This window comes from Agromyces cerinus subsp. cerinus (genome assembly GCF_900142065.1).
Lineage (GTDB): Bacteria > Actinomycetota > Actinomycetes > Actinomycetales > Microbacteriaceae > Agromyces > Agromyces cerinus.
On record NZ_FSRJ01000003.1, the window covers coordinates 402,041 to 426,323 of the forward strand.

Sequence of the window (24,283 nt, forward strand, 5' to 3'; positions counted from 1 at the left end):
CAGCGTCAGCGGCGCGCCGCGTCGGGGACCTCGAGCTCCCGGTAGTGCCGCGAGAAGGCTGGGAAGTAGGTCTCCCACGCGGGTTGCGGCGTGCCGGCCCGGGCTGCCGCGAGGCGATCGAGATAGTAGTCCCAGCCGGGCCCCATGTCGGCCGATTCGGTGGGGTCGTGGAGCCGCTGGCCGAGCGTGAGCGTCGTCATGCCGCCGCCCTCCACCAGATGGCAGAAGAGACGGATGCCGGTCGGGCCCGAGCCCGAGTCCGCGGTGAACCGGTGCGGCGCAGCGCACTCGAGGATCGTGACGTTCTGCCACTCGCCCTCACCCTCGGACTCCATGCGGAATCGCACGCCGCCCGTCGCCGGGCTGCCGGTGTAGGTGCCGATCCAGGCGCGCATGGCGTTCGGGTTCGTGAGGCTGAACCAGACGTCTTCGATGGGAGCGTAGAAGAGACGGTCGAACTGCAGGTACAGACCGTCGTCTTTCAGCACGTAGTGCCCGGTCGGTCTCGCGGTCATCTTCGCCCCCGTTCGCTCGTGCACTCAGGCTAATCCCGCTGCGCGTCAACCGCCAGAGCGGCCCGCCGCCTACTAGAGTGAGGCCCATGGGATCGAGCGGGGGACGCAAGCGTGCGTCGAGTGGGCAGGCATCTACTGGCGTGAAGGCGCAGTCGACGAGTAGCGAAGAAGCGCTCAGCATCGACCCCGAGCACAACAAGGCCGGGCTCTGGGGCGCACTCGCGGGCCTGATCGTGTTCGCGCTCATCGCGATCCCGCTCTCGGCCGCGTTCACGTTCGCCACGACCCCCCACTCGCAGCAGCTCTTCGCGGGTCGGCTCTCCGACGCGACGCAGGGCGGCTACCAGTTCTTCTGGTGGATCGTCACGATCTTCCTGCTCTCGCTGCCGTTCCTCGTCGGCTACGGCGTCGCGAAGCTCTCGGTGAAGTCGCTGGCGATCGTCGGCGCGGTCATCGTGCTCTTCGTGATCGCGATCATGGTGCTCGGCCAGATCTTCGTCTTCTGATCTCGTCGAACGCTGCTGGTTGAGCCTGTCGAAACCCGGTTTCGGCAGGCTCGAGCCATCCCCGCGCGTCAGCGTTACGCACCTCGTGGTGCGTAACGCACGGTGAAGTGCGCGGCCTCCATGAGTTAGAGTCACCGTTCGTGCGTTACGCACTGACGGTAACTAAGACTCTGGAGAACAATTGCTCATCGCACTGTGGATCGTCACCGGGCTGCTCGCCCTCATGTTCGGCATGGCCGGCACCATGAAGGCCACCAGGTCGCGTGAGGCCGTGCTCGCGAACATGCCGTGGGTCGAAGACGTGAGCGCCGGCCAGCTGAAGACCATCGGCCTCCTCGAGGTGCTCGGCGCCATCGGCCTCGTGCTGCCGGCCGCGACGGGCATCCTGCCGTGGCTCACGCCGGTCGCGGCGTTCGCGCTCGCGATCACCATGGTCTTCGCCGTGGCGCTGCACGTGAAGCGCAAGGAGTCGTTCGTTCCGAGCCTCGTGCTCGGCATCGTCTCCCTGGTCGTGGGTGTCGGCTGGGTGCTGATCGGCTGATCCGGTCAGGGCATGGCGGCAGCCGAGACCTCAGGCGACGGATGCCTCGAGCACCGCCATCGCCGCGTTGTGGCCGCCGATGCCGCTGACCGCTCCGCCGCGCACCGCACCCGAACCGCAGAGCAGGATGCCCGGGTGCGCGGTGGCGACGCCCCAGCGCTCGGCCGGCGTCGAGAGGGAGGCACCCGGCTCGGCCCACGGCCACGACAGCGGGCCGTGGAAGATGTTGCCGCCCGGCATCGCGAGCGCCTCCTCGAGGTCGAGGGTCGTCTTCGTCTCGATGCAGGGGCGGCCCGAGGCATCCGTCGCGATGACGCCCTCGATCGGCTCGGCGAGCACCGAGTCGAGCGAGGCGAGCACCGCCGACTGCAGGTGGCTCCGCAGCTCGTCGTTGCCGAAGCGCTCGAGCAGGCGGTGCGGCACGTGCAGGCCGAAGACGGTCAGCGTGTGGGTGCCGGAGGCCGCGAGCTCGGGGGAGAGGATCGACGGGTCGCTCAGGGTGTGGCAGTAGATCTCGCAGGGGAGCGGCGACGGGATGCCGCCGCGCGCGGCCGTACGGTAGGCCGACTCGAGCTGTGACTCGAGTTCGTTGATGTGGAACGTGCCCGCGAACGCGGCCTCGGGAGCGACCGACGTGTCGCGGAGTCTCGGCAGCCGGGTGAGCAGCAGGTTCACCTTCACCTGTGCGCCCTCGGGAGCATGCAGGTGGCGCAGGCGTTCGCGCACGACCGAGGGCACGCCGCCGGTGGCCGACGGCGACGCCGGTGACGCCTGCGCACCAGCCTCGAGCAGCCGGTCGAGCACGGCCGGTGCGACGTTCGCGAGCACGACGTCGGCGTCCGCCGTCCGGTCGTTCGGCTCGTCGCCCTGCCGCCAGCGCACCGCGCCCGACGGATCGACCGCGACGACCTCGGCGCCCGTGACGAGCTCGGCGCCGGCCTCGCGGGCGGCCCGCGCGAGCTCGCCGGTGACGGCGCCCATGCCGCCGACCGGCACGTCCCAATCGCCGGTGCCGCCGCCGATCACGTGGTACAGGAAGCAGCGGTTCGCATCGAGCGCGGGGTCGTCGAGCTCGGTGAACGTGCCGATGAGTCCGTCGGTCGCGACGACCCCGCGCACGAGATCGCTCGTGAACCGGGTGTCGATCGCCTCGCCGAGCGGCCGCTCGACGAACTCCTGCCACACTCGCTCGTCGCCGACCAGCTCGCGCGCCTCGTCACGGGTCGGCAGCGGCTCGGTGAGCGTCGGGAAGAGGCGCTCGGCCACTCGAGCCGTGTCGGCGTAGAACGCCTGCCACGCTGCGGCGTCGGGTTCGGCGTCGACCCGGGCGAAGGCGGCCGCCGTGCTCCCTGAGCCTGTCGAAGGGGCCTCGTTGTCGACGAGCAGCCCGCGAGTGGGGTCGGCGGGGTCGGGCGTGTACGACGAGAAGCGGCGCCGCACGAGGCGTACGTCGAGGCCGAGGTCGTCGATGATGCGCTGCGGCAGGAGGCTCACGAGGTACGAGTAGCGCGAGAGGCGCGCGTCGACGCCCTCGAACGCGTCGGCCGAGACGGCGGCGCCGCCGAGGTGGTCGCTGCGCTCGAGCAGCAGCACCCGCTTGCCGGCGCGGGCGAGGTAGGCGGCTGCGGTGAGGCCGTTGTGGCCACCGCCGAGGATCACGACGTCGTGGGGCATCCCACGAGCGTAGACGAGCGAGGGCGAGCGGATGGGGCATCCGCTCGCCCTCGTCAGGCCCGGTTTCAGGCCGCGCGCTTCATCGACCGCACGCCGACCACGATGCCGATCGCGCAGGTCGCGGCTGCGGCGATGATGCCGCCGACGACCGCCGGTGCGCCGAAGTCGCCCGAGAGCAGCGCCCGCTCGGCGCCGACGAGGTAGCTCAGCGGGTTGATCGCGGCGGCGACCTGCATCCACGCGGGGCCGTCCTCGAGCGGCAGCAGCATGCCCGAGAGGATCATGAGCGGGAACAGCAGCGTCTGGTGCACCATCCAGAACATCCAGTCGCGGTTGCGGCAGGCGAGCGCGAGCGAGTAGCTCAGGGCGCCGAAACCGACGCCGAAGACGGCGAGCACCGCGAGGCCGGCGATGAGCCCGGGCACGTCGAGCGAGAACCCGAACGGCACCGCGACGAGCACGACGATCGTGCCCTGGACGACGAGTGGCACGACCTCCTTGAGGGCGCGGCCGACGAGCAGTGCGCTCCGCGAGAGCGGCGCCACGAGCGTGCGCTCGTGCGAGCCCGTCTGCATCTCGAAGAGCAGGTTCGCGCCCGTCGAGGCCGTGCCGAACAGCGCGACCATCACGAGGATGCCGGGCACGAACCACTGCAGCGTGCCGGCGGCGTCACCGCCCGAGGCGCCGATGAGCAGCGGGCCGAACAGGCCGAGGAACACGAGCGGCTGCACGAGCGAGAACATCACGCTGAACGGATCGCGTACGAGGGGTCGGGATTCGCGGACGAAGACCGAGGCGGTGTCGCGGATGAAGCCCGTGGGGCGGGCGGTGGTGTCGATGGTGGTCATGGGAGTTGCTCCTTCGTGTCGTCGGTCGTGATCAGGCGGGAACGGGCTCGGATGCCTCGGCGTGCGCCGCCTCCTCGCGGAGGGTGCGCCCGGTGAGGGCGAGGAACACGTCGTCGAGGGTCGGCTGCCGATGCGTCGCCGCGACGACCTCCAGCCCGGCATCGGCGAGCGAGCGGATGTATCGGGGCAGCGCCCGGTCGCCGCCGGGGGCGGTCACCGTGACGAACTGCCCCGATGCCTCCCCGCCGATGCGGGCCGCGGCTGCCGCGGCATCCGACGCCGTCTCGAAGGTGAGGCTCACCCGGTCGCCGGCGAGCGACTCCTTGAGCGCCCAGGCCGTGTCGTCCGCGATGACCTGGCCGTGGTCCATGACCATGACGCGCTCGGCGAGCTGGTCGGCCTCGTCGAGGTAGTGCGTGGTGAGGAAGATCGTCGTGCCCGTCTCGCGGCGGAGGTCGACGATGTGCTCCCAGAGGTTCGCACGGCTGTGCGGGTCGAGGCCCGTCGACGGCTCGTCGAGGAACAGCAGTTCGGGCCGGTGGATGAGGCCGAGCGCGATGTCGAGGCGGCGCTTCTGGCCGCCCGAGAGCGACTGCACCTGCCGGCCCGCGATCTGGCCGAGCTCGAGCGAGTCGATGAGCTCGGCGGCGCGCGCCCGGGTCTCGCGGCGGCCCATGCCGTAGAAGGCGCCCTGGGCGTGCAGTTCGTCGCGCACGCGCTGGGTGTGCCCTCCAGAGCTGCCCTGCCCGACGTAGCCGATGCGGCGGCGCACGCCGGCGGGATCGCGCCGGATGTCGGAGCCGGCGACGATCGCCTCGCCGCTCGTCGGCGGCAGCAGCGTGGTGAGCATGCGGAGCGTCGTCGACTTGCCGGCGCCGTTCGGGCCGAGGAAGGCGACGAGCTCGCCTGCGCCGACCTCGAGGTCGACGGAACGGACGGCCTCGACGACCTTCCCCTTGGCGGGGAACGTCTTCGTGAGGCCCTGAGCGGAGATCATCTGGTTCGTCATATCTGCAGTCTTCCGAGGCATCCGGTCAGTTTCCGTCCGCATGGATGGGAAACTTGGAGCATGGCCGCAACGACCTCGCGAACCCTCGAACTGCTCTCCCTGCTGCAGAGCCACCGGCACTGGTCGGCGCGCGAACTCGTCGACCGGCTCGGCGTCTCCGACCGCACGCTGCGGCGCGATGTCGATCGCCTGCGCGAGCTCGGCTACGGCATCGAGTCGGCGCGCGGCTCGGCCGGCGGCTACCGCCTCGAGGCCGGCACCGGGCTGCCGCCGCTGCTGCTCAGCGACGACGAGGGGGTCGCGATCGCGGTCGGCCTCCGCTCCCAGGCGACCGCCGGGCTGCGCGGCGCCGAGCACACGACGCTCAGCGCCCTCGCGAAGATCGAGCAGGTGCTGCCGCCCGCACTGCGCCGGCGCATCGAGGCGCTGCAGTCGCACGCCGCGGTGGGCGCGGGCGGGCCCGGCTCCGGTCGCTCGGGCCGGCCGACACCCGAGGTCGATTCCGAACTGCTCGGCCTTCTCGCCCTCGGCTGCCGGGACTCCGAGCGGCTGCGCTTCACCTACACGGATGCCGCGGGGGAGGCCTCGGCTCGAGTGGTCGAGCCGTACCGGCTCGTGCCCGTCGCCCGGCGCTGGTACCTGCTCGCGTGGGATCGTCAACGCGAGGACTGGCGTACCTTCCGGCTCGACCGCATGAGCGACGTCTTCCCGACCCGGGTGCGGTTCGAGCCCCGGCCGATGGGCGACGACGACGCCCGGGCGCGGGTCGAGGCCGCGGTGCGCTGGCGCGACCGGAGCGTGAAGGCCACGGTCGTCGCCGAGATGCCGCAGGCGGACCTCGTCGAGCACCTCGGCTGGTACGGCCGCGACGTCGTGGCGGTCGACGCCGACCACTGCGCCTGGCCGCTCGAGGCCGACTCGGTCGAGAACCTCTCGATGGCGCTCATGTGGATGCCGCGGGGCGTGCGCTACCGGGTCGAGGGGCCCCCCGAGCTGCTCGACTTCCTCGCGATGCAGGCCGAGCGCTTCGCGGAGGCATCCGCTCGGGGGTGACCGGTCGCCGCGCTCAACCCTTGCGCTGCGCGCGGTACGCGGTCGGCGTCATGCCGTGCGTCGCGCGGAACTGACGCGCGAAGTAGAACGAGTCGGTGTAGCCGACCCGCTCCGAGATCTGCGCGATCGACAGCGACGTGCGGTCGAGGAGCTCGCGCGCCCTCGCCATGCGCAACTGCGTCTGGTAGCGCAGCACCGGCATGCCGAGACGCTGCCGGAACAGGGCCGCGAAATGCGACGGGCTGAGGTTGGCCGCCAGCGCGAGCTCGGCGACCTCGACGCGCTCGCCGACGTGCGCTCGCAGGTACTCGGCGGCCCCGTCGATCGAGTCGCTCCGCTCGTCGCCCGACGAGGGCCGGGCGACGAGGAGCGACAGGAGGTGCCAGGCCGCACCGGACGCGGCGGTGATGCTCGCCGTGGTCGAGTCGCGTTCCATCCACGTGAGCACCTCACTCGCGAGCCCGGACACCCGAGCCCGCTCCGAGATCGTGCGCACCGGCTGCTCGGCGTTCACGTTCGCCGCGGCGAGGAACTCGGCGAGGTCGCGGCCCCTGAGGTGCAGCCACCAGATGGTCCAGGGGTCGCGTTCGTCGGCACCGTAGGCGTGCGGATGCCCGGGCGGCAGGATCACGACCTCGCCGGCCGTCACGTCGAACCTGCCCCCGCTCGTCTCGCACCAGCCGCGCCCGGCCTCGCACAGCATCACGACCGCCTCGTCGATCGGCGACGCCCGCACTCGACCGTGGCCCCGGGCGTCGGGGAAGTACCCCGAGTCGGTCACGACGAGATGCGCGACCCCGGGCAGGCGCAACGCCTCGAGCACGCGCGGTCGCGGCAGCACCTGCATGCGCTGCCCGGGGAAGCCCTCGGTGATCGTCATGCCGCGAGTCTGGCGCAGGATCATCGTTTCGTCCAGATCCTCCGAGAGAACGTGCTGACAGTCTGCTGTCCGCAGTGCCTATCGTCGTCGTATGCTCAACAACGCGGCGCCCCTGACGCGCGATCGACCGCCCGAACGCGAGTCGAGGATCGTGCTCCCCGACGTGCCGGCGCACCTCGCCGAGGCATCCGTCGCCGCTTGGGCCGAGCCGATCGTCATCGACACCTACCTGCCGGAGGAGCCCGCCGACTACCCGGCGTTCCTCGACCGCCGCGTGTACCAGGGATCGTCGGGTCGGGTCTACCCGCTGCCGTTCCACGAGAAGATCTCGCAGCAGAAGGTGCCGCACGAATGGCAGGCGATCCATCTCGAGAACGAGTGGGTGCGACTGGTGATCCTCCCCGAGCTCGGCGGCCGCATCCACATCGGGTACGACAAGTCGGCCGACTACGACTTCTTCTACCGCAACAACGTCATCAAGCCGGCACTCGTCGGACTGGCGGGGCCCTGGATCTCGGGCGGAGTGGAGTTCAACTGGCCGCAGCATCACCGGCCCGCGACGTTCCTGCCGACGGACTGGGAGATCGAGCACGAGGCCGACGGCGCCGTCACGGTCTGGTGCAGCGACCACGACCCGTTCGCTCGCATGAAGGGCATGCACGGCATCAGGCTGCGCCCCGGCTCGGCGCTCATCGAAGCGCAGGTGCGTCTGACGAACCGGACCGACGACACCCAGACCTTCCTCTGGTGGGCGAACGTGGCCGCGGCCTCGAACGACGACTACCAGTCCTTCTTCCCGGCCGACGTGCACTTCGTCGCCGACCACGCCAAGCGCGCCATCGCCAGCTATCCCGAGGTCGACGGGCGGTACTACGGCGTCGACTACCCGGGCCAGGTGACCGTCGATCGCCCCGACGGCGACCGCCTCGACTGGTACCGCAACATCCCGGTGCCGACGTCGTACATGATCCTCGGCACCGACGACGACTTCTTCGGCGGTTACGACCACGGCAGGGAGGCCGGGTTCGTCTACGTCGCCGACCACCGGTTCGCGCCGGGCAAGAAGCAGTGGACGTGGGGCGACGCGCCGTTCGGCTGGGCCTGGGACGACAACCTCACCGACGGCGACGGCCCCTACGTCGAACTCATGGCGGGTGCCTACACCGACAACCAGCCCGACTTCTCGTGGCTCACGCCCGGAGAGACGAAGACGTTCAGCCAGTACTGGTACCCGATCCGGGCCATCGGACCGGCGCACCAGGCGAACACCGAGGCCGCCGTACGCCTCGACGTCGCCGAGGCGGACGGGCGGACCCGCGTGCGGATCGGCGTCGGCACCACCCGCCGGCACGCGCGGCTCGTGATCGAACTCCGCGATCGCGCCGGCACCGTCGTGCACGCCACGAGCGCGGCGGTCGACCCCGGCTCCGCGTTCGTCGCCGCCGTCGATCTCGACGGAGCACGCGCCGCAGACGAACTCGTGGTGGTCGTCGCCGAGGCAGGCGGCCGCGAGTTGATCCGGTTCGGGCATCGACCCGCGGATGCCTCGGCCGAGCTCCCTCGCGCGGCGGTCGAACCCCCGGCTCCCGCCGAGGTCGGGTCCGTCGAGGAGCTGTTCCTCATCGGCCAGTACCTCGGGCAGTACCGACATGCGACGCGCCGTCCCGAGCCCTACTGGGAGGAGGCGCTGCGGCGCGACCCCGGGCACACCCGCTCGCACGTCGCCCTCGCCGCCGAACTCGAACGGATCGGCGATGACGAGCAGGCCGAACGCCACCTCCGCAGCGCGATCGACCGCCTGACGCAGTGGGTGCCGAACCCGGCCGACGGCGAGGCCCACTACCGCCTCGGCGTGAACCTCGCCCGCCGCGGGCGGAACACCGAAGCGGCGCTCGCCCTCACCAAGGCGATGTGGAACTCCGCCTGGCTGCCCGCCGCCGGGTACGCGCTCGGTCGTCTGCAGGTGCGCCTCGGCGACGTCGCCGCCGCTGAATCGACGCTCCGCGAGGTGCTCGCCGTCGACGGCCGCCACTCGCAGGCCGCAGCGCTGCTCGCGCTCGTGCTGCGCCGCACCGGCCGGGAGACCGAGGCGGCAGCACTCCTCCGGCGGCTGCTCGCCGACGACCCGCTCGACCAGTGGGCGCGTGATCTCGCGGGCGGACCGCTCACCCGTGACGCAGGGATCCTCCTCGACGTGGCACTGGAGTACGCCGGCGTGGGGGCCGACCGCGAGGCGCTCCGGCTCCTCGACCTGGCGCGCGAAGCCGCGCCGTCGGCGCCGAGCGGCCAGGTGCAGGTGGGCACGCTCGTCGACTACCACCGCGCTGCGGTGCTCGATCGCCTCGGCGAGCCCGAGGCGGCCGCAGCGGCGCGTCGCGCAGCCGCCGGCAACCCCGAACGGAACGGGTATGCCGCGCGTCTCGACGACGTCGGTGTGCTGCGGCTCGCCCTCGACGCCGACGCGGCCGATCACCGCGCCTCCCTCATGCTCGGCAACTGGTACTACGACCGTCGTCGTCATCACGATGCGATCGTGGCGTGGTCCCGGTGCGTCGGATCCGAGGCCTCGGGGCGCGTTCGCGTCGTCGCCCACCGCAACCTCGGCATCGCCGTGTTCAACGTGCTCGGCGACCCCGATCTCGCGGTGTCGCACTTCGAGGCCGCCCGTGCGCTCGCGCCCGACGACGCGAAGCTGTTCTTCGAGCTCGACCAGCTGCTGGCCCGGGTCGGCCGCAGCCCGCTCGAACGTCTCGCCCGGCAGGAGGCCGATGCGCACCTCATCGCCGAGCGCGACGACCTCGGCATCGTGCACGCCCGCCTGCTCACGGCGCTCGGCCGCCCGGCCGTCGCCCGCGAGCGGTTGCTCGACCGCCGGTTCCAGCCGTGGGAGGGCGGCGAGGGCCAGGCGCTCGCGGCGTGGGACGAGGCGAACGTGGCGCTCGCCACGGCAGCGCTCGACGAGCTCGACGGCCCGGCCGCCGCCGACTTCATTCGGAGCGCACTCGAGCCCCCCGCGTCGCTCGGCGAGGCGCGGCATCCGCTCGCCAACTGCGCCGAGCTCCTCTGGCTGCTCGGCTGCGCCGCCGAACTGAGCGGTGATCTGCCCGCCGCCGAGGCCGCGTGGCAGCGTGCCGCCGCCTCGGCCGGCGACTTCCTCAACATGACCACCCAGGCGTTCAGCGCGCAGTCGGAGTTCTCGATCCGAGCCCTGCGCGCGCTCGGGCGCGACGAGGAGGCCGACGAGCAGCTCACGGCGTTCGGCGCGTTCATCGACGAGCTCGCGGCCACCCCCGCGACGATCGACTACTTCGCGACGTCGTTGCCGACGATGCTGCTCTTCCACGACGACGTGCAGCAGGCGCGGGATCGCGAGGTCGAGGACCTCCGCAGACGTCTCGCCGGCCTCAGCGCGAGTCCGACCTGATGGTCGGGATCGCCGCGGGGCGCGGCCGTGATCTGGTCGCCGTCGAGTTCGATCCGCTCGACGGCGCCCGCATCACGAGTCTCGTGGCCGCGGGCCGTGAATGGCTCGCCCCGTCGCCGCCCCGCGACCCGGCGGGCGACTTCACCGGATCCGGCACCGGCGGGTGGGACGAGGTCGTCCCGACGGTGGCCGCGTGCACCATGGCCGACGGCACGCGACTGCCCGACCACGGCGATGCCTGGCGACTCGAGTGGACGGCGGTCTCGTCGGGGCCGTCGATGTCGACCGCGGTGGTCTCGCTCCGCAGCGTTCCCGTGCAGATCGCGCGCACGCTCACGGTTGCGGCGGGCCGCCTTCGCGCCGAGTACGTCGCCACCGCGACCGGCGACGTCGGGGTGCCGCTCCTGTGGGCGGCGCATCCGCTGTTCGCGGCGCCTCCGGGCACGCGCCTCGTCGCGGGCGACCCGGAGACGCCGCTGGTGGGGGAGCACCCGGAGTCGGGGTCGCCGGTGGCCTGGCCCGGCGGCGGCGGGATCGACGGCGTCAGCGGGGCGCTGAAGGCGTTCGCCAGCGGGCAGGACCGTGCGCGGATCGAGCACGCCGACGGGCAGGGGCTGACCCTGCGCTGGGACGCCGACGTCCTGCCGCACCTCGGCCTGTTCTGGGACACGGGCATGTTCGCCGATCAGCCGGTCGTCGCGATCGAGCCGACGACGGGGCGTCGCGACGCAGCCTCGGCCGTCGAGGACGAGCTTCCCGTCGTGCGCCCGGGGCATCCGCTGCGGTGGTGGCTGGAGTTCTCGGTCGACGAACCTGCCGCCTGACCGCTGTCGATGGGCGGCGGACTACGCCGTGCGCGGCAGCGTGCCGATCTCCTCGCCCGACTCGTCGAAGACGGTCAGCGTGTCGCCGGAGATCGTGGCGGTCGCGAGCGCTGAGAGCCACGGGTCGACGCCCTCGCACAGCATGCGCGTCGACGCGACCTCGACGAACGTCACGGTGTCGCCCTCGGCGGTCCAGCTGCCGACCAGGCGGTTGCAGCCGTCGGTGCCGCTCAGCGAGCCGCCGTTGCCGAACGCGAGCGAGGGCTCACTCGTCGTCGAGACGTCTCCCCAGGTGCCGACGGGGTCGACGGCCTCGGCGGTTTCGGTTCCGGCGGCGCCGGGGTTGCCGGCACAGGCGCTCAGCATCGTCGCCGCGAGCAGGATCGTGCCGGACAGTGCGAGGCGCTGCAGGGTGCGTGACATGGGCACAGCGTATCGATCGGCGGCGTCAGCGAGCCGAAGGCGTCGCGGTCGCGCGTGCCGCCCGGGCGAGGGCGTCGCGGCAGGCGACGACGGCCGGTCGTGCCGCAGCGGCGTGCCGCGTCGAGGTGAACACCTCGCGCTCGGGATGCCCCGGCAGGTCGACGAGCGTGACGCTCGGCGCCTCGCCCGCCCACACGAGATCGGGGAGGAGCCCGACGGCGTTGCCCGAGCGGATGAGGCGGATGTGGGCCATCAGGTCGGCGGTCTCGAAGCGCACATCGGGTTCGAACCCCGCCTCGCGGCAGAGCTGCTCGGCCCAGTCGCGCGAAGCGGTGCCCTCGGGCTCGAGCACCCAGGGCATCGTCGCGGCGGCGAGCAGCGAGCGATCGGATGCCGCGACACGACGTGATGACGGATGCGGCGGCAGCGCGAGCCGGATCGCATCGGCGACGAGGTGCACGCGGTCGAGCTCCTCGCGGTGCGCACGCGTGTGCCCCGGGTACTGCTCGGCGATCACGAGGTCGAAGTCGCGCGCCGAGACCTCGAAGAGCCCGACGTCGGGCTCGCGCTCGGTGACCTCGACCCGCAGGGCGGGGTGCTCGGCGCGCAGCAGGGTGAGCGCCTGCGGCACCACGGCGTGCGCCGCCGACTGGAACACGGCGATGCGCACGGTGCCGCCGACCGCGGTGAGCGAGCGGGCGACCTCGGATTCGGCCTCCTCGAGCCGGTCGAGCACGGCGCGGGCGTGCCCGACGAGCACCTCGGCCTGCGGGGTCAGCTGCACGCGGCGCCCGACCTGCACGAGCAGCGGCACGCCGGCCTCGCGCTCGAGCTGGCTGAGCTGCTGCGACACCGAGGAGGGGCTGTACGAGAGCGCTTCGGCGACCGCCGAGAGCGTGCCGCGGTCGCTGAGCTCCACGAGCAGTCGCAGGCGTCGCACGTCGAGCATGGGCACCTCCGGGGCATCCGCTGATCATTCGGTTCTTCCGAACAGTATCGTTCAGATTCATTCGCTTTACCGAACGGATGTCGCAGCGCATACTGAACCCGACAGGCGCGCGATCCCCGGCGCGCCCGAAGCAAAGGACAGTACCCTCGTGACCATGTCGAACGCCGCCACAGACGCCCGGCCGAACACCGATCACGTCGTCGCCCTCGTGCGCCGCTGGCTCGCCGAGAGCTCGGAGCACCCCGCAGACCCGGCCGCCGAGCGCCTCGCCGGCGTGCTGAAGGATCCGCGCGGCCTCGACTTCACCGTCGGCTTCGTCGACGGCGTCATGCGGCCCGAAGACCTCGGCGTCGCGGGCCGCAACCTCGAGCAGGTCGCCAAGCTCACGCCGAAGTTCCTGCCCTGGTACCTGAAGGCCGCCATCCGCGTCGGCGGTGTCGTCGCGCCCGTGCTGCCGTGGATCGTCATCCCGATCGCCCGCCGGGTGCTGCGCGCCATGGTCGGCCACCTCGTGCTCGACGCGACCCCCGAGAAGCTCGGTCCGGCCATCGCGACCCTGCGCGAGTCGGGCAACCGCCTGAACCTCAACCTCCTCGGCGAGGCCGTGCTCGGCGAGGAGGAGGCCGACCGCCGCCTCTCGGGCACCTACGAGTTCCTCGCCCGCGACGACGTCGACTACGTGTCGATCAAGGTCTCGAGCGTCGTCAGCCAGCTCTCGATGTGGTCGTTCGACGAGGCCGTCGCCAAGGTCGTCACGAAGCTCACCCCGCTCTACGAGCTCGCAGCCAAGGCTTCGACAGGCTCAGCCGGCAGGGGCAAGTTCATCAACCTCGACATGGAGGAGTACCGCGACCTCGACCTGACGATCGCGGTCTTCACGACCCTGCTCGACCAGCCGCAGCTGCGCGGCCTCGAGGCCGGCATCGTGCTGCAGACCTACCTGCCCGACGCGCTCGGCGCGATGCAGGAGCTCACCGCGTGGGCGAAGAACCGTCGCGCGCAGGGCGGCGCACCCATCAAGGTGCGCGTCGTCAAGGGCGCGAACCTCGCGATGGAGCACGTCGACGCCGCCGTGCACGGCTGGCCGCTCGCGACCTACGACTCCAAGCAGGACTCCGACACGAACTACAAGCGCGTGCTCGACTGGTCGATGACCCCCGAGCGCACCGACGCCGTGAAGCTCGGCGTCGCCGGCCACAACCTGTTCGACGTCGCGCACGCGTGGCTCACCGCGATCGAGCGCAACGTCGCCGACCGCGTCGAGTTCGAGATGCTGCTCGGCATGGCGACCGGTCAGGCCGAGGCCGTGCGCCGCGATGTCGGCAACCTGCTGCTCTACACGCCCGTCGTGAACCCGAGCGAGTTCGACGTCGCCATCGCCTACCTGATCCGTCGCCTCGAAGAGAACGCGAGCCAGGAGAACTTCATGTCGGCCGTGTTCGAGCTGACCACGAGCGAGCCGCTGTTCCAGCGCGAGCAGGCCCGCTACCTCGCCTCGCTCGCCGCACTCGAGCCGTCGGTCGTCGATGCGCCCGCGCCGAACCGCACCCAGAACCGTCACACCGAGTGGACCGACGAGACGCTCGCCGCCGCGATGACCGTGCCGGATGCCCCGGCGCCCGGCACCGAGCACGAGCTCGACCCGTCGCTCACGAGCGTCGTGCTCGGCATCACCCGCGGGTCCGTCGGCACAGACGGCTCCGAGCTGACGGATCCCGCGGCATCGGTTTCGACGGGCTCGGCTTCGACAGGCTCAACCAGCCTGATGGGCTCCGGCGTCACGCCGGGCTTCCGCAACGAGCCCGACACCGACCCCGCCCTCGCGCCGAACCGCGAGTGGGGGCGCCGCATCCTCGAGCGCGTGCCCGGCTCGACCCTCGGCATGAACACGATCGCCGCGGCCCGCGTCGACGACGCGGCGACCCTCGAGCGGGTCATCCAGACCGTCGCCGGCCGCGGCCGCGCGTGGGGTCAGCTGCCCGGCGCCGAGCGGGCGGCCGTGCTGCACCGCGCCGGCTACGCGCTCGCCGCGAACCGCGACCGCCTGATCGAGGTCATGGCCGCCGAGACCGGCAAGACCATCGCCGAGGCCGACCCCGAGATCAGCGAGGCGATCGACTTCGCGCACTACTACGCCGAGCGCGCCCGCGAGCTCGACCACGTGCAGGGCGCCGTCTTCGTGCCGTCGAAGCTCACCGTCATCACGCCGCCGTGGAACTTCCCCGTCGCGATCCCCGCAGGCGGCGTGCTCTCCGCACTCGCCGCGGGCTCGGGCGTCATCATCAAGCCCGCGAAGCTCGCGCAGCGCTCGGGCGCGGTCATGGTCGAGGCGCTGTGGGAGGCCGGCATCCCGCGCGAGCTCCTCACCCTCGTCGACATCGGCGAGCGCGAACTCGGCAAGGAGCTCGTCTCCCACCCCGCGGTCGACCGGGTCATCCTCACGGGTGCGTACGAGACGGCGCAGCTCTTCCGCTCGTTCCGCAAGGACCTGCCGCTGCTCGCCGAGACGAGCGGCAAGAACGCGATCATCGTGACGCCGTCGGCCGACCTCGACCTCGCGGCATCCGATGTCGTCAAGAGCGCCTTCGGGCACGCCGGCCAGAAGTGCTCGGCGGCCTCGCTCGTGATCCTCGTCGGCTCGGTCGCGAAGTCCGAGCGCTTCCGCCGCCAGCTCGTCGACGCGACGCGTTCGCTGCGGGTCGGCTGGCCCGAGCAGGCGACGAGCCAGATGGGCCCGATCGTCGAGCCCGCGGGCGGCAAGCTGCTGCACGCCCTCACCCAGCTCGGCATCGGCGAGGAGTGGCTCGTCGAGCCGCAGCAGCTCGACGACACCGGCCGGCTCTGGTCGCCCGGCATCCGCTCGGGCGTCGCCGGCGGTTCGTACTTCCACCTCACCGAGTTCTTCGGCCCCGTGCTCGGCATCATGCACGCGAAGGACCTCGACGAGGCGATCCGACTGCAGAACGCCGTCGACTACGGCCTGACGGCCGGGCTGCACTCGCTCGATGCGGGCGAGCTCGCCACGTGGCTCGATCGCGTCGAAGCCGGCAACCTGTACGTCAACCGCGGCATCACCGGAGCGATCGTCGAGCGTCAGCCGTTCGGCGGCTGGAAGCGCTCGGCCGTCGGCGCGGGCGCGAAGGCGGGCGGCCCGAACTACCTGTTCGGCCTCGGCGAGTGGCTGCCGCAGCACGGCACCTCCTCGAGCACGCTGCACCTGCGCGGGCTCGAGAAGCGCGTCGCCGAGCTCATCGAGGCGTCGCAGCCGGCGCTCGACTACGACTCGTTCGACGTGCTGCGTCGTTCGGCGCTCTCCGACGAGCTCGCCTGGGCCGAGGAGTACGGCGTCGTCAAGGATGTCTCGGGCGTCGGCGCCGAACGCAACCTCTTCCGCTACCGGCCGCTGGCGGTCACGGTGCGCATCGGCGAGCAGGCGAGCCTCGCCGAAGGGCTCCGCGTCATCGCGGCGGGCCTCCTCGCGAAGTCGCCCCTCATGGTCTCGACCGCGGTCGAACTGCCGAAGGGCGTGCGCACGCTGCTCTCGGCGCGCGACTTCCGGGTGGTGCGCGAGGGCGACGCCGCCTGGCTCGGTCGCGCAGCGAAGCAGGGCATCGCGACGTCGCGCGTGCGTCTGGTCGGCGGCGGGGCATCCGCCCTGGCCGAGGCGCTCGGCGGCACTCCGGATGTCGCGGTGTGGTCGCACCCCGTCACGCCCTCGGGTCGCGTCGAGCTGCTGCCGTTCCTGCACGAGCAGGCGATCTCGATCACGAACCACCGCTTCGGCAACCCGACGACGCTCTCCGACGGCGTGATCTGACGGCGTGACCCGGCGCGTCGGCTCAGCCGGCGCGTCGGAACGTCAGGACCTCGCCGCGTCGCGAACGCGCGAGCGCGAACCCTTCGTCCTGCAATCGGCCGAGCACGCGCCGCGGCAGTGCGGGGAGCTCGGCGGTGGCGCCCGGCGCCGGCTTGGCCAGGCCGGTGACGAGTGACACGTCGACGCCGGCGCCGCGCACCTCGACTCGCGCGGCGTCGCTGCTGCGCCGCCAGACGAGCTGCTCGAGATCGCGGAACGCCACGATCGTCGTCGTCGGCCCGGTGCGGAGCCACAGCCGATCGTTCCCGAACCCGACCGTGCACGAGACGGTGCGTCGTCGCACGACGGTCAGGAACGCGAAGTACGCGGGCAGTGCGAAGACGACCCCGATGACGATGATCGTGAGCCGGGCTCCGAGGGCGTACACGAGGTCGCCGGCGGCGACGAGCGCCAGCCCGGCGAGGCCGCCCATCACCACGACGATCACGACGATGGCCGTGGTGAGCGTGCGCATCGCGATCGGCACGGCCGAGAACCGCACCTCGGAGCCGTGCCCGTGCTCGGCACGCACCCACTCGGGCGCGGCCGGCGCGGGCGTCGCCTTCGACGTGCCCACGGCGGCGGAGACCCGCCCGATCAGGCCGAGCCAGATCCAGCCCGCCGCGGGGATCGCCGCGAACTGCACGATCACGAGCGAGATGCGCGCCCACTCCGGCGCGTTGGCGAGGAGCGGGCCGCCGTATTCGACGGCGCTCACGACCAGCGCCGCCGACACGACCGCACCGATCACGTGCACGGCCACCCCGCGCCGTACCGGCGTCATGCGGAACGTCGCGTTGACGAACGAGAAGCCGCACAGCCAGCCCCCGACGAGCATGAGCAGGTACGGGATCAGCTCCATCGCCTGGCCGGCGAGCGCCCACGGCACGGCCAGTGCGAGGCAGAGGGCCGCCCACGCGAGCGGACTGCCCACGAGCCGCCGCCGGCGCGGGGCGCGGGCGGTGGCGGTCTCGACCACGGCGGGAGCGGTCGTCGTGCCGGCGCCCCGGCGGGTTCGGCTCAAGCCCGCGCTGCGGTGCGGCCGCGATTGCGGCGTCGGATGCCTCGTGGCGCACGCCCGCCGACGAACGAGCGCGCCGAGTCGACGATGAAGCCCTGCCGCAGCGCCTCGCGCCCGATGAGCATGCGGAAGCCCATCTCGTCGCGGTTCGTGAGCGTCACCTCGGCCGTCATCGTGCGGCCCATGAGCACGACGTCCATGAGCACGACGATGCGCTCCTCGGTGTGCCCCGAGGAACTCCGCACCGAGCGGCGATCGTGCACGGGGCATTCGACGATCACCGCGTCCTCATCGGAGTTCTGCCACGGGTGCACGCCGAACCGCACGATCGACTCGTCGCCGTGCCGCACCTCTTCGAGGTCGAAGGCGTGCAGCGAGGAGGTGCGCGCACCCGTGTCGAGCTTGGCCTTGATCCAGGGAACTCCGGCTCCGGGCAGGCTCACCCATTCGCGCCATCCCGCGATGGTGTTTGAATAGGTGGGCTCTGTCACTCCACCATCTTCGCAGGGGCACACGATGAAACTGGCGATCCTCTCGCGCGCCCCGCAGGCGTATTCCACCCAACGGCTCCGCACGGCCGCTCAACAGCGCGGTCACGAGGTCAAGGTGCTCGACACCCTGCGCTTCGCGATCGACCTCTCGGGGCCCGAGCCCGACCTGCAGTACCGGGGTCGTCGGCTCTCCGACTACGACGCCGTGCTGCCCCGCATCGGCAATTCGGTGACGTACTTCGGCACGGCCGTGGTGCGCCAGTTCGAGCAGATGGACGTGTACACGCCGAACACCGCGAACGGCATCACGAACTCGCGCGACAAGCTGCGCGCGAACCAGATCCTCTCGCGCCACAACATCGGCATGCCCGCGACGGCGTTCGTGCGCAACCGCGCCGACGTGCGGCCCGCGATCGAGCGCGTCGGGGGAGCGCCGGTCGTCATCAAGCTGCTCGAGGGCACGCAGGGCATCGGCGTGATCCTCGCGCCCGAGGTCAAGGTCGCCGAGGCGATCATCGAGACGCTGCACTCGACGAAGCAGAACGTGCTGATCCAGCGCTTCATCAAGGAGAGCCGGGGTCGCGACATCCGGGCCCTCGTCGTCGGCGACCGCGTGGTCGCGGCGATGCGGCGCAGTGCGAGCGGCGACGAGTTCCGCTCCAACGTGCACCGCGGCGGCACGGTCGAGGCGGTCGAACTGACGCCCGAGTACGAGCAGGCGGCCGTGCGCTCGGCGCAGATCATGGGCCTGCGCGTCGCGGGCGTCGACATGCTCGAGGGCGACGACGGCCCGCTCGTGATGGAGGTCAACTCCTCGCCGGGCCTCGAGGGCATCGAGACCGCGACGAAGCTCGATGTCGCGGGCGCCATCATCGATCACATCGCCAACCAGGTCGCCTTCCCCGAGATCGACGTGCGCCAGCGCCTCACGGTCTCGACCGGCTACGGCGTGGCCGAGCTCATGGTGCACGGCGGCGCCGACCTCGTCGGCACGACGCTCGGCGAATCCGGCCTCTGGGAGCGCGACATCACGGTGCTCACGCTGCACCGCGGCACGACCGTGATCCCGAACCCGCGCAAGGGCGTCGTGCTCGAGGGCGAAGACCGACTGCTGTGCTTCGGCAAGCTCGAGGAGATGCGCTCGATGATCCCCGAGCGCCGCCGCCGCCGCTCGAAGGTGCGCAAGCTCCCGAAGCAGCCGATCCCCGAGGAGTGAGCCGGGCGTTCAGGCCCGGCCCTGCAGCGCGGTGCGCACGATCCTGAGCGCCTGCTCCGGGTCGAGGCCGAGCTGGGCGACGCGATCGGCATAGGCGGATGCCGCGAGCTGCGCCTGCTGCTCTGGCGCGTCTCCTGTGGCCGAGACGAACGAACCGTTGCGACCGCGCGTCTCGATGACTGCGTCGCGCTCGAGCTCGCGGTAGGCGCGGGCGACGGTGTTCGCCGCGAGCCCGAGCTCGGCGGCGAGGGTGCGCACGGGTGGCAGCCGCGTGCCTGCGACGAGGGTGCCGTCGCGCACGCCGTCGATGACCGCCCGCCGGAGCTGTTCGTACGGCGGAACGGAGGACTCGGGGTCCAGTTCGAGCAGCATCACGCGCCCTCGGGAGCGGGCGGAGCCGGCGTCGTCGAGCCGTACGCGGGCGGCTGCGTGTCGGCGTACTGCGCGGGCCACAGTCGCTTGAGGTAGTACCGGGCGGGCTTGAGCGCGATCGAGAACGCGAGCACGACGAGCGACGCGGCGATCAGCAGGTTGCCCACCACGTTCACGGTGACCAGGCCGGCGTCGCCGAGCGAGCCCGCCCAGGTGAGGCCCGTCACAGCCGCGGCGAACACCGCGAGCGTGCCGAACATGAGCGGCACCGATACCAGGTCGCGGAGCGTCTGGGCCCGGAGCGCATCGTCCCACCGGAGCAGCTGCTCGCTGACGGCCGGCTGGGGGCGGGCCACGAGCGCGGCGGAGACCAGCTCGACGGCGACGAGCACCGCGATGGCGCCGAGCGTCGCTGCGCCGACGAGCAGCTTCGGTCCGATCTCGATCGGCATGAAGCCGACGCCCACCGCGAGCAGGGCGCCGATGGCGACGAGGACCCTCGCCCCGGCCCGCTCGATCGGGGCGACGTAGTCGGCGACGGTCGGACGGGGGAGCCGCGCGATGCGGGGACCGTGGCGTCGGACCTCTGGCGGAGCGGGCAGGATCGAGATCGCGACGCCGATGCCGCGTCCGGCGAAGAGCACGCCGAGGAGCACGATCCATGCGAACGGTGCGATGCTGACTCCCCACTCGCTGTGCGTCGTGAGGGCGCCGCTCAGCACGATCGGCACGCAGGCGGCGATGCCGACGAGCGTGCCGAGCGTGCCCCATCCCGCGCGCAAGCGGAGCCGCTCGCCGACGGCTCGCTCGAGTTCCTCGTCGCCGTCGAGCGGCAGGCCGACCGTTCGGGCGAACCTGCCGATCGTGCGCGGTCGAGGCATCCAGGTCGGCGTCAGCACCGCGATCACCGCGACGAGTGCCAGCCAGCCGAGCATGAACCATTCGGGCCATTCGAGAGACATGGGGTTAATGTATTACTACAAACTTCGCCCCGTCAACCGGGCCCCGGCCGGCGTCGTCCGATCAGCGCTCGGCGTCGAGCGCCGACCCGATCAGCGCGAGCGCCGTGTCACGGTCGATGCCGAGGCGATGCACCCGGTCGGCGAACGCGATGGCCGCCGCCTGCGCCTCGCGCGTCACCGCATCGCCCGTTTCGGAGACGAAGGTACCGGCACGCCCGCGCCCCTCGATCACACGATCGTCTTCGAGCGCGCGGTACGCCTTGGCGACGGTGTTCACGGCGAGTCCGAGCTCGGCCGCGAGCGCACGCACGGTCGGCATCCGCGTGCCGGGCGCGAGCGTCCCGTCGCTCACGGCGTCGATCACCTGACGGCGCAGCTGCTCGAACGGCGGAGCGGATGCGGCGGGGTCGATCGACAGCTTCATGCGCGCCGCTCCGCGCCCGCGGCATCCGTCATGTTCAGTCCCGGTTGCGGTTGACGAGCCGCGAGAGCACGATCGCGCTGCGGGTGTGGTCGACGTTCGGGGCGATGCGCACCCGCTCGAGCGCGTCCTCGAGCGAGGCGATGTCGCGGGCGCGCATGTGCACGATCGCGTCGGCGCTGCCGGTGACGGTGCCCGCGTAGACCACCTCGGGCACGCCCTGCAGGATGCGCTGGAGCTCGTCGGGTGCCACGGTGCCGCGGCAGAAGAGCTCGACGTAGGCCTCGGTCGACATGCCGTCGACGGTCGGGTCGACCTGGATGGTGAACGAGCGGATGACCCCGTCGGCGACGAGCCGGTCGACGCGTCGCTTGACGGCCGAGGCCGAGAGGCCGACCGACGATCCGATGTCGCCGTACCCCGCCCGAGAGTTCTGCCGGAGCAGATCGAGAATGGCGCGATCGAGGTTGTCCATTCTCGGATTGTATGTCGATCCGTTGCGTTCCCGCACGACATGGCGCACATTTCCTGCGCCTCGCGCGGAATCCCGCCCTAGGGTGGAGGGATGCCCTTTTTCGATTCCCCCGTGCGTCTGGCCGTGCAGGTGCAGCCGCAGCACGCCGAGTATCCCGCCATCCGCGACACCGTCCTGCGCCTCGAGGAACTCGGCGTCGACGTGGTCTTCAACTGGGACCACTTCTTCCCGCTCACGGGCGACCCCGACGGCCTGCACTTCGAGGCCTGGACCATGCTCGGCGCCTGGGCCGAGCAGACCGAGCGCATCGAGTTCGGCACGCTCGTGAACTGCAACTCGTACCGCGGTGCCGACCTCCAGGCCGACATGGCGCGCACCCTCGACCACATCAGCGCGAAGGGCGGCGGCACGGGCCGGTTCATCTTCGGCACCGGGTCGGGCTGGTTCGAGCGCGACTACGACGAGTACGGCTACGAGTTCGGAACGCGCGGCTCGCGCCTGAACGCGCTCGCCGACGCGCTGCCGCGCATCGAGGCCCGCTGGGCGAAGCTGAACCCCGCGCCGACCCGGCGCATCCCGGTCATGATCGGCGGCAAGGGCGAGCAGAAGACGCTGCGCATCGTCGCCCGGCACGCCGACATCTGGCACTCCTTCGTCGCGCCCGACGAGCTTCGGCACAAGCTCGACGTGCTCGCCCGATGGGGCGACGAGGTCGGACGCGATGTCTCGGAGATCACCGTCTCGAACGAACTCGACCGGGCGGGCCACGACGTCGAGCACGCCGAGGCGCTCTTCGCCGCCGGCGTGCGACTGTTCACGATCGGCATCGGCGGCCCGGCCTACGACCTCGCCCCGGTGCGGCGCTGGCTCGCCTGGCGCGACGCGAAGAACGGCTGAGCGCCAGGGGCGCGAGCTACCGGGCCGAGATCGCCCCCTCGACGGGCGGCACCAGCACCGTGAGCGACCCGTCGGGTCGCCATGCCACGTCGATGGTCGCGCCCGGTTCGCCGTCCACGCCCACGCCGATGCGCAGCCCTTCGGGTGGGAAGCGGCCGTCCTCGGTGCAGGTCGAGCCCGCACCACCCTCGTTCATCACGACGAGCAGGCAGTAGTCGGAGCCGTCACGGGCCGCGTAGACGGGTACCCCGTCGGCTCGCGTCGCCAGAAGGCGGTACTCGGCGGGCTTCTCGCCGATGGCGTCCGTCCACGGGTTCGCGGGCGCGTCGGCCGTCGTGGCCGGCCGGTCGAACACCGTCGCCGCGGGGGACTCGGCCGCGACCGGGAAGGATGCGAGGTACTCGGCCTGCGTTCGCGGGCCCGGGAAGACCGAGCCGACAGCGGCGGCGAGCTCCGCCTGCTGCTCGGCCCCGCGGGCCCCGAGCTGCCACCCGGCGAGCACGCCCACGACGAGGGCAGCGGTCGCAGCGATGATCACCCGTCGCACTCGGCGGCGGGGGTCGGCGGTGGCGGACTCGTCGGTCTTCGGACCGGCGGCCGGGTCGGCGCCGTCTGCATCAGGGCCGGCCGTCTCGGCCGCTTCGGCCGCTGCGCCTGCCGAGTCATCGCCTCCGGCCGTCGCCGGCACCTCACGCAACTCGAGCAACTCGCGGGCGGCATCCTCGCGCTCCTGGTCGCTCGTGCCGGATCCGTACACGATCCGCTCGAGCTCGGCGATGCGATCGGCGGTCATTTCGCGCTCCCCGCGTCGTCGTCTGCGGCGGCCGGCGACAGTTCCACGGTGCCGTCGGTTCGCCATCGCACGGTCATCGCCGTCGTCTCGCTCGTGACCGCCGTGCGGAGGCCCTCGCTGTTGACGATGCCGTACGTGGAACAGGCCGGCGCACCGTCGCCGGGGGCGTAGCTCGCGATCAGGCAGACGTCGCCGTCTCGGAGCGCTCCGACGACCGTGAGCCCGTCAGGCAGGCTGAGGAGTCGGCGCGCGCTCGACAGGTCGATTCCGTACGTCCGCTCCCAGGCGGGGTCGAGCGCGTCGGATTCGACGGCCGGGCGGGCGAGCGCGCCCGGCATCGAGGTCTCGGCGAGTTGCACGGTCGTGGCGGGCACCGCCGTCGCGGCCGGGGCCTCCGGCACCGCCGTCGACGCGGTCTCCCTCGGCGCGATCTCGGAACGGGCGCCGAGCTGCCACCCGATGCCCAGGCCGAGCACGAGCGCGACGGCACCGGCCGCGATCGCCCAGCGGATGCCGCGGGCATCCGTCGACGGCGCGGGCGGCGCGACGGCCGTCGACGGGTCCGACCCGTCCTCGGGGCGCTCATCGTGCGCCGGCCCGGCCGCGAGGCCGGTGGCGACGGCCGCGAGCTCGTCGCGCGTCGCCGCGGCATCCGCCGCGGCATCCGCCGCGGCTCGTCGCAGCCGCTCGAGCTCGGCGGCGGCGGCGTACCGCTCCGCCTCCGGGGCGTCGGCGCCGAACGCGAGGCGCTGCAGTCGGCTGATGCGCGCGGCGGCGTCGGCGGTGGCATCCGCCGCTGCGGCATCGAGAACGGGGAAGTCGGCGCCGGATCGGTCGTCCACGTCAGTCATGCCGGTCTCCGTCGCTCCGCCCCGGGGGCGTCTGGTCGCGCGAGTCCGGGTCGATTTCAGCATGCCTCAGGGGCGCGCCGTCGGCAACCGAACGCGGACACGCGTCAGACGCGCCGTCCTCTCGCTCGTTCACGCACAGATACCGCGCGGCAGTGTCGAACCCGCACGATAATTGCGCAGCACGCCGCCAACCGCGCCGCGATTGCCCGCACACTTGAAGCAGGCGACCCGACGGCGGCGAACCCGAACGCCGCCGTCGGACTCGCGAACAGCGGGTCGGTG

General features: G+C 72.1%; 23 protein-coding genes. 8 read left to right on the forward strand and 15 right to left on the reverse strand.

The window, feature by feature from the left end; translation table 11 throughout:
• Positions 1–5: 5 nt before the first annotated feature.
• Positions 6–515 (reverse strand): SRPBCC domain-containing protein, encoded by a 510-nt coding sequence (locus BUR99_RS12350; RefSeq protein WP_074260658.1) that lies wholly within the window; start codon positions 513–515, stop codon positions 6–8.
• An 86-nt stretch (positions 516–601) separates the two neighbouring features.
• On the opposite strand from BUR99_RS12350, the gene BUR99_RS12355 reads away from it, so the two are divergent.
• Both BUR99_RS12355 and BUR99_RS12360 read left to right on the forward strand, forming a co-directional pair.
• Positions 602–1,021: a hypothetical protein gene (locus tag BUR99_RS12355; protein WP_234980841.1), complete on the forward strand. Its 420-nt coding sequence runs from the start codon at positions 602–604 to the stop codon at positions 1,019–1,021.
• Positions 1,022–1,202: 181 nt separating this feature from the next.
• Positions 1,203–1,562 carry a DoxX family protein gene (locus BUR99_RS12360; protein ID WP_074260660.1) on the forward strand — a complete coding sequence of 120 codons (360 nt, stop codon included), beginning with the start codon at positions 1,203–1,205 and terminating at the stop codon, positions 1,560–1,562.
• Between the two features lie 30 nt (positions 1,563–1,592).
• On the opposite strand, the gene BUR99_RS12365 is transcribed toward BUR99_RS12360, so the two are convergent.
• The 3 genes from BUR99_RS12365 to BUR99_RS12375 form a co-directional block, all read right to left on the reverse strand.
• Positions 1,593–3,236 (reverse strand): phytoene desaturase family protein, encoded by a 1,644-nt coding sequence (locus tag BUR99_RS12365; RefSeq protein WP_074260661.1) that lies wholly within the window; start codon positions 3,234–3,236, stop codon positions 1,593–1,595.
• Between the two features lie 65 nt (positions 3,237–3,301).
• Positions 3,302–4,084, reverse strand: coding sequence for an ABC transporter permease (locus tag BUR99_RS12370; RefSeq protein ID WP_074260662.1), 783 nt, complete (start codon positions 4,082–4,084; stop codon positions 3,302–3,304).
• Between the two features lie 31 nt (positions 4,085–4,115).
• Positions 4,116–5,093, reverse strand: a complete 978-nt coding sequence (locus BUR99_RS12375; RefSeq protein ID WP_200802724.1) for an ATP-binding cassette domain-containing protein — start codon at positions 5,091–5,093, stop codon at positions 4,116–4,118.
• 60 nt (positions 5,094–5,153) lie between these two features.
• On the opposite strand from BUR99_RS12375, the gene BUR99_RS12380 reads away from it, so the two are divergent.
• Positions 5,154–6,146, forward strand: coding sequence for a helix-turn-helix transcriptional regulator (locus tag BUR99_RS12380; protein ID WP_074260663.1), 993 nt, complete (start codon positions 5,154–5,156; stop codon positions 6,144–6,146).
• A gap of 13 nt (positions 6,147–6,159) precedes the next feature.
• On the opposite strand, the gene BUR99_RS12385 is transcribed toward BUR99_RS12380, so the two are convergent.
• Complete coding sequence (locus BUR99_RS12385) at positions 6,160–7,026, reverse strand: AraC family transcriptional regulator (protein WP_074261023.1); 867 nt, start codon at positions 7,024–7,026, stop codon at positions 6,160–6,162.
• Positions 7,027–7,117: 91 nt separating this feature from the next.
• On the opposite strand from BUR99_RS12385, the gene BUR99_RS12390 reads away from it, so the two are divergent.
• Together BUR99_RS12390 and BUR99_RS12395 are read left to right on the forward strand one after the other, a co-directional pair.
• Positions 7,118–10,450 carry a DUF5107 domain-containing protein gene (locus tag BUR99_RS12390; protein ID WP_074260664.1) on the forward strand — a complete coding sequence of 1,111 codons (3,333 nt, stop codon included), beginning with the start codon at positions 7,118–7,120 and terminating at the stop codon, positions 10,448–10,450.
• Complete coding sequence (locus BUR99_RS12395) at positions 10,450–11,274, forward strand: aldose epimerase family protein (RefSeq protein ID WP_074260665.1); 825 nt, start codon at positions 10,450–10,452, stop codon at positions 11,272–11,274. The genes BUR99_RS12390 and BUR99_RS12395 overlap by 1 nt, the downstream gene beginning before the upstream one ends.
• 21 nt (positions 11,275–11,295) lie before the next feature.
• Here the strand turns inward: BUR99_RS12395 and BUR99_RS12400 are convergent, their stop codons facing one another.
• Positions 11,296–11,697 (reverse strand): META domain-containing protein, encoded by a 402-nt coding sequence (locus tag BUR99_RS12400; RefSeq protein ID WP_074260666.1) that lies wholly within the window; start codon positions 11,695–11,697, stop codon positions 11,296–11,298.
• A 25-nt stretch (positions 11,698–11,722) separates the two neighbouring features.
• Complete coding sequence (locus BUR99_RS12405) at positions 11,723–12,646, reverse strand: LysR family transcriptional regulator (RefSeq protein WP_074260667.1); 924 nt, start codon at positions 12,644–12,646, stop codon at positions 11,723–11,725.
• 154 nt (positions 12,647–12,800) lie between these two features.
• Here BUR99_RS12405 and BUR99_RS12410 point away from each other — a divergent pair, with 154 nt between their 5' ends.
• Positions 12,801–16,463, forward strand: coding sequence for a proline dehydrogenase family protein (locus BUR99_RS12410; protein ID WP_074260668.1), 3,663 nt, complete (start codon positions 12,801–12,803; stop codon positions 16,461–16,463).
• 22 nt (positions 16,464–16,485) lie between these two features.
• Here the strand turns inward: BUR99_RS12410 and BUR99_RS12415 are convergent, their stop codons facing one another.
• Both BUR99_RS12415 and BUR99_RS12420 read right to left on the reverse strand, forming a co-directional pair.
• Complete coding sequence (locus BUR99_RS12415; RefSeq protein WP_143231622.1) at positions 16,486–17,526, reverse strand: hypothetical protein; 1,041 nt, start codon at positions 17,524–17,526, stop codon at positions 16,486–16,488.
• Positions 17,523–18,014, reverse strand: a complete 492-nt coding sequence (locus BUR99_RS12420) for an ATP-dependent zinc protease family protein (RefSeq protein ID WP_074260670.1) — start codon at positions 18,012–18,014, stop codon at positions 17,523–17,525. Before BUR99_RS12420 ends, BUR99_RS12415 begins: the two co-directional genes overlap by 4 nt.
• Before the next feature lie 25 nt (positions 18,015–18,039).
• Here BUR99_RS12420 and rimK point away from each other — a divergent pair, with 25 nt between their 5' ends.
• Positions 18,040–19,230, forward strand: a complete 1,191-nt coding sequence (gene rimK, locus BUR99_RS12425; RefSeq protein WP_056006453.1) for a 30S ribosomal protein S6--L-glutamate ligase — start codon at positions 18,040–18,042, stop codon at positions 19,228–19,230.
• Positions 19,231–19,239: 9 nt separating this feature from the next.
• On the opposite strand, the gene BUR99_RS12430 is transcribed toward rimK, so the two are convergent.
• From BUR99_RS12430 to BUR99_RS12445, 4 genes are all read right to left on the reverse strand, one after another.
• Positions 19,240–19,602, reverse strand: coding sequence for a GntR family transcriptional regulator (locus tag BUR99_RS12430; RefSeq protein ID WP_074260671.1), 363 nt, complete (start codon positions 19,600–19,602; stop codon positions 19,240–19,242).
• Positions 19,602–20,564 carry a hypothetical protein gene (locus BUR99_RS12435; RefSeq protein WP_074260672.1) on the reverse strand — a complete coding sequence of 321 codons (963 nt, stop codon included), beginning with the start codon at positions 20,562–20,564 and terminating at the stop codon, positions 19,602–19,604. The genes BUR99_RS12430 and BUR99_RS12435 overlap by 1 nt, the downstream gene beginning before the upstream one ends.
• A gap of 61 nt (positions 20,565–20,625) precedes the next feature.
• Positions 20,626–20,988 (reverse strand): GntR family transcriptional regulator, encoded by a 363-nt coding sequence (locus BUR99_RS12440; protein WP_074260673.1) that lies wholly within the window; start codon positions 20,986–20,988, stop codon positions 20,626–20,628.
• Between the two features lie 34 nt (positions 20,989–21,022).
• Positions 21,023–21,460 (reverse strand): Lrp/AsnC family transcriptional regulator, encoded by a 438-nt coding sequence (locus tag BUR99_RS12445; protein WP_056655238.1) that lies wholly within the window; start codon positions 21,458–21,460, stop codon positions 21,023–21,025.
• Positions 21,461–21,550: 90 nt separating this feature from the next.
• On the opposite strand from BUR99_RS12445, the gene BUR99_RS12450 reads away from it, so the two are divergent.
• Complete coding sequence (locus tag BUR99_RS12450) at positions 21,551–22,357, forward strand: LLM class F420-dependent oxidoreductase (protein WP_074260674.1); 807 nt, start codon at positions 21,551–21,553, stop codon at positions 22,355–22,357.
• Between the two features lie 16 nt (positions 22,358–22,373).
• Here the strand turns inward: BUR99_RS12450 and BUR99_RS12455 are convergent, their stop codons facing one another.
• Together BUR99_RS12455 and BUR99_RS12460 are read right to left on the reverse strand one after the other, a co-directional pair.
• Positions 22,374–23,150 carry a hypothetical protein gene (locus tag BUR99_RS12455; protein ID WP_074260675.1) on the reverse strand — a complete coding sequence of 259 codons (777 nt, stop codon included), beginning with the start codon at positions 23,148–23,150 and terminating at the stop codon, positions 22,374–22,376.
• A complete protein-coding gene (locus tag BUR99_RS12460; RefSeq protein ID WP_143231623.1) occupies positions 23,147–24,001 on the reverse strand; it encodes a hypothetical protein in 855 nt (284 codons plus the stop codon). Before BUR99_RS12460 ends, BUR99_RS12455 begins: the two co-directional genes overlap by 4 nt.
• Between the last annotated feature and the right edge of the window lie 282 nt (positions 24,002–24,283).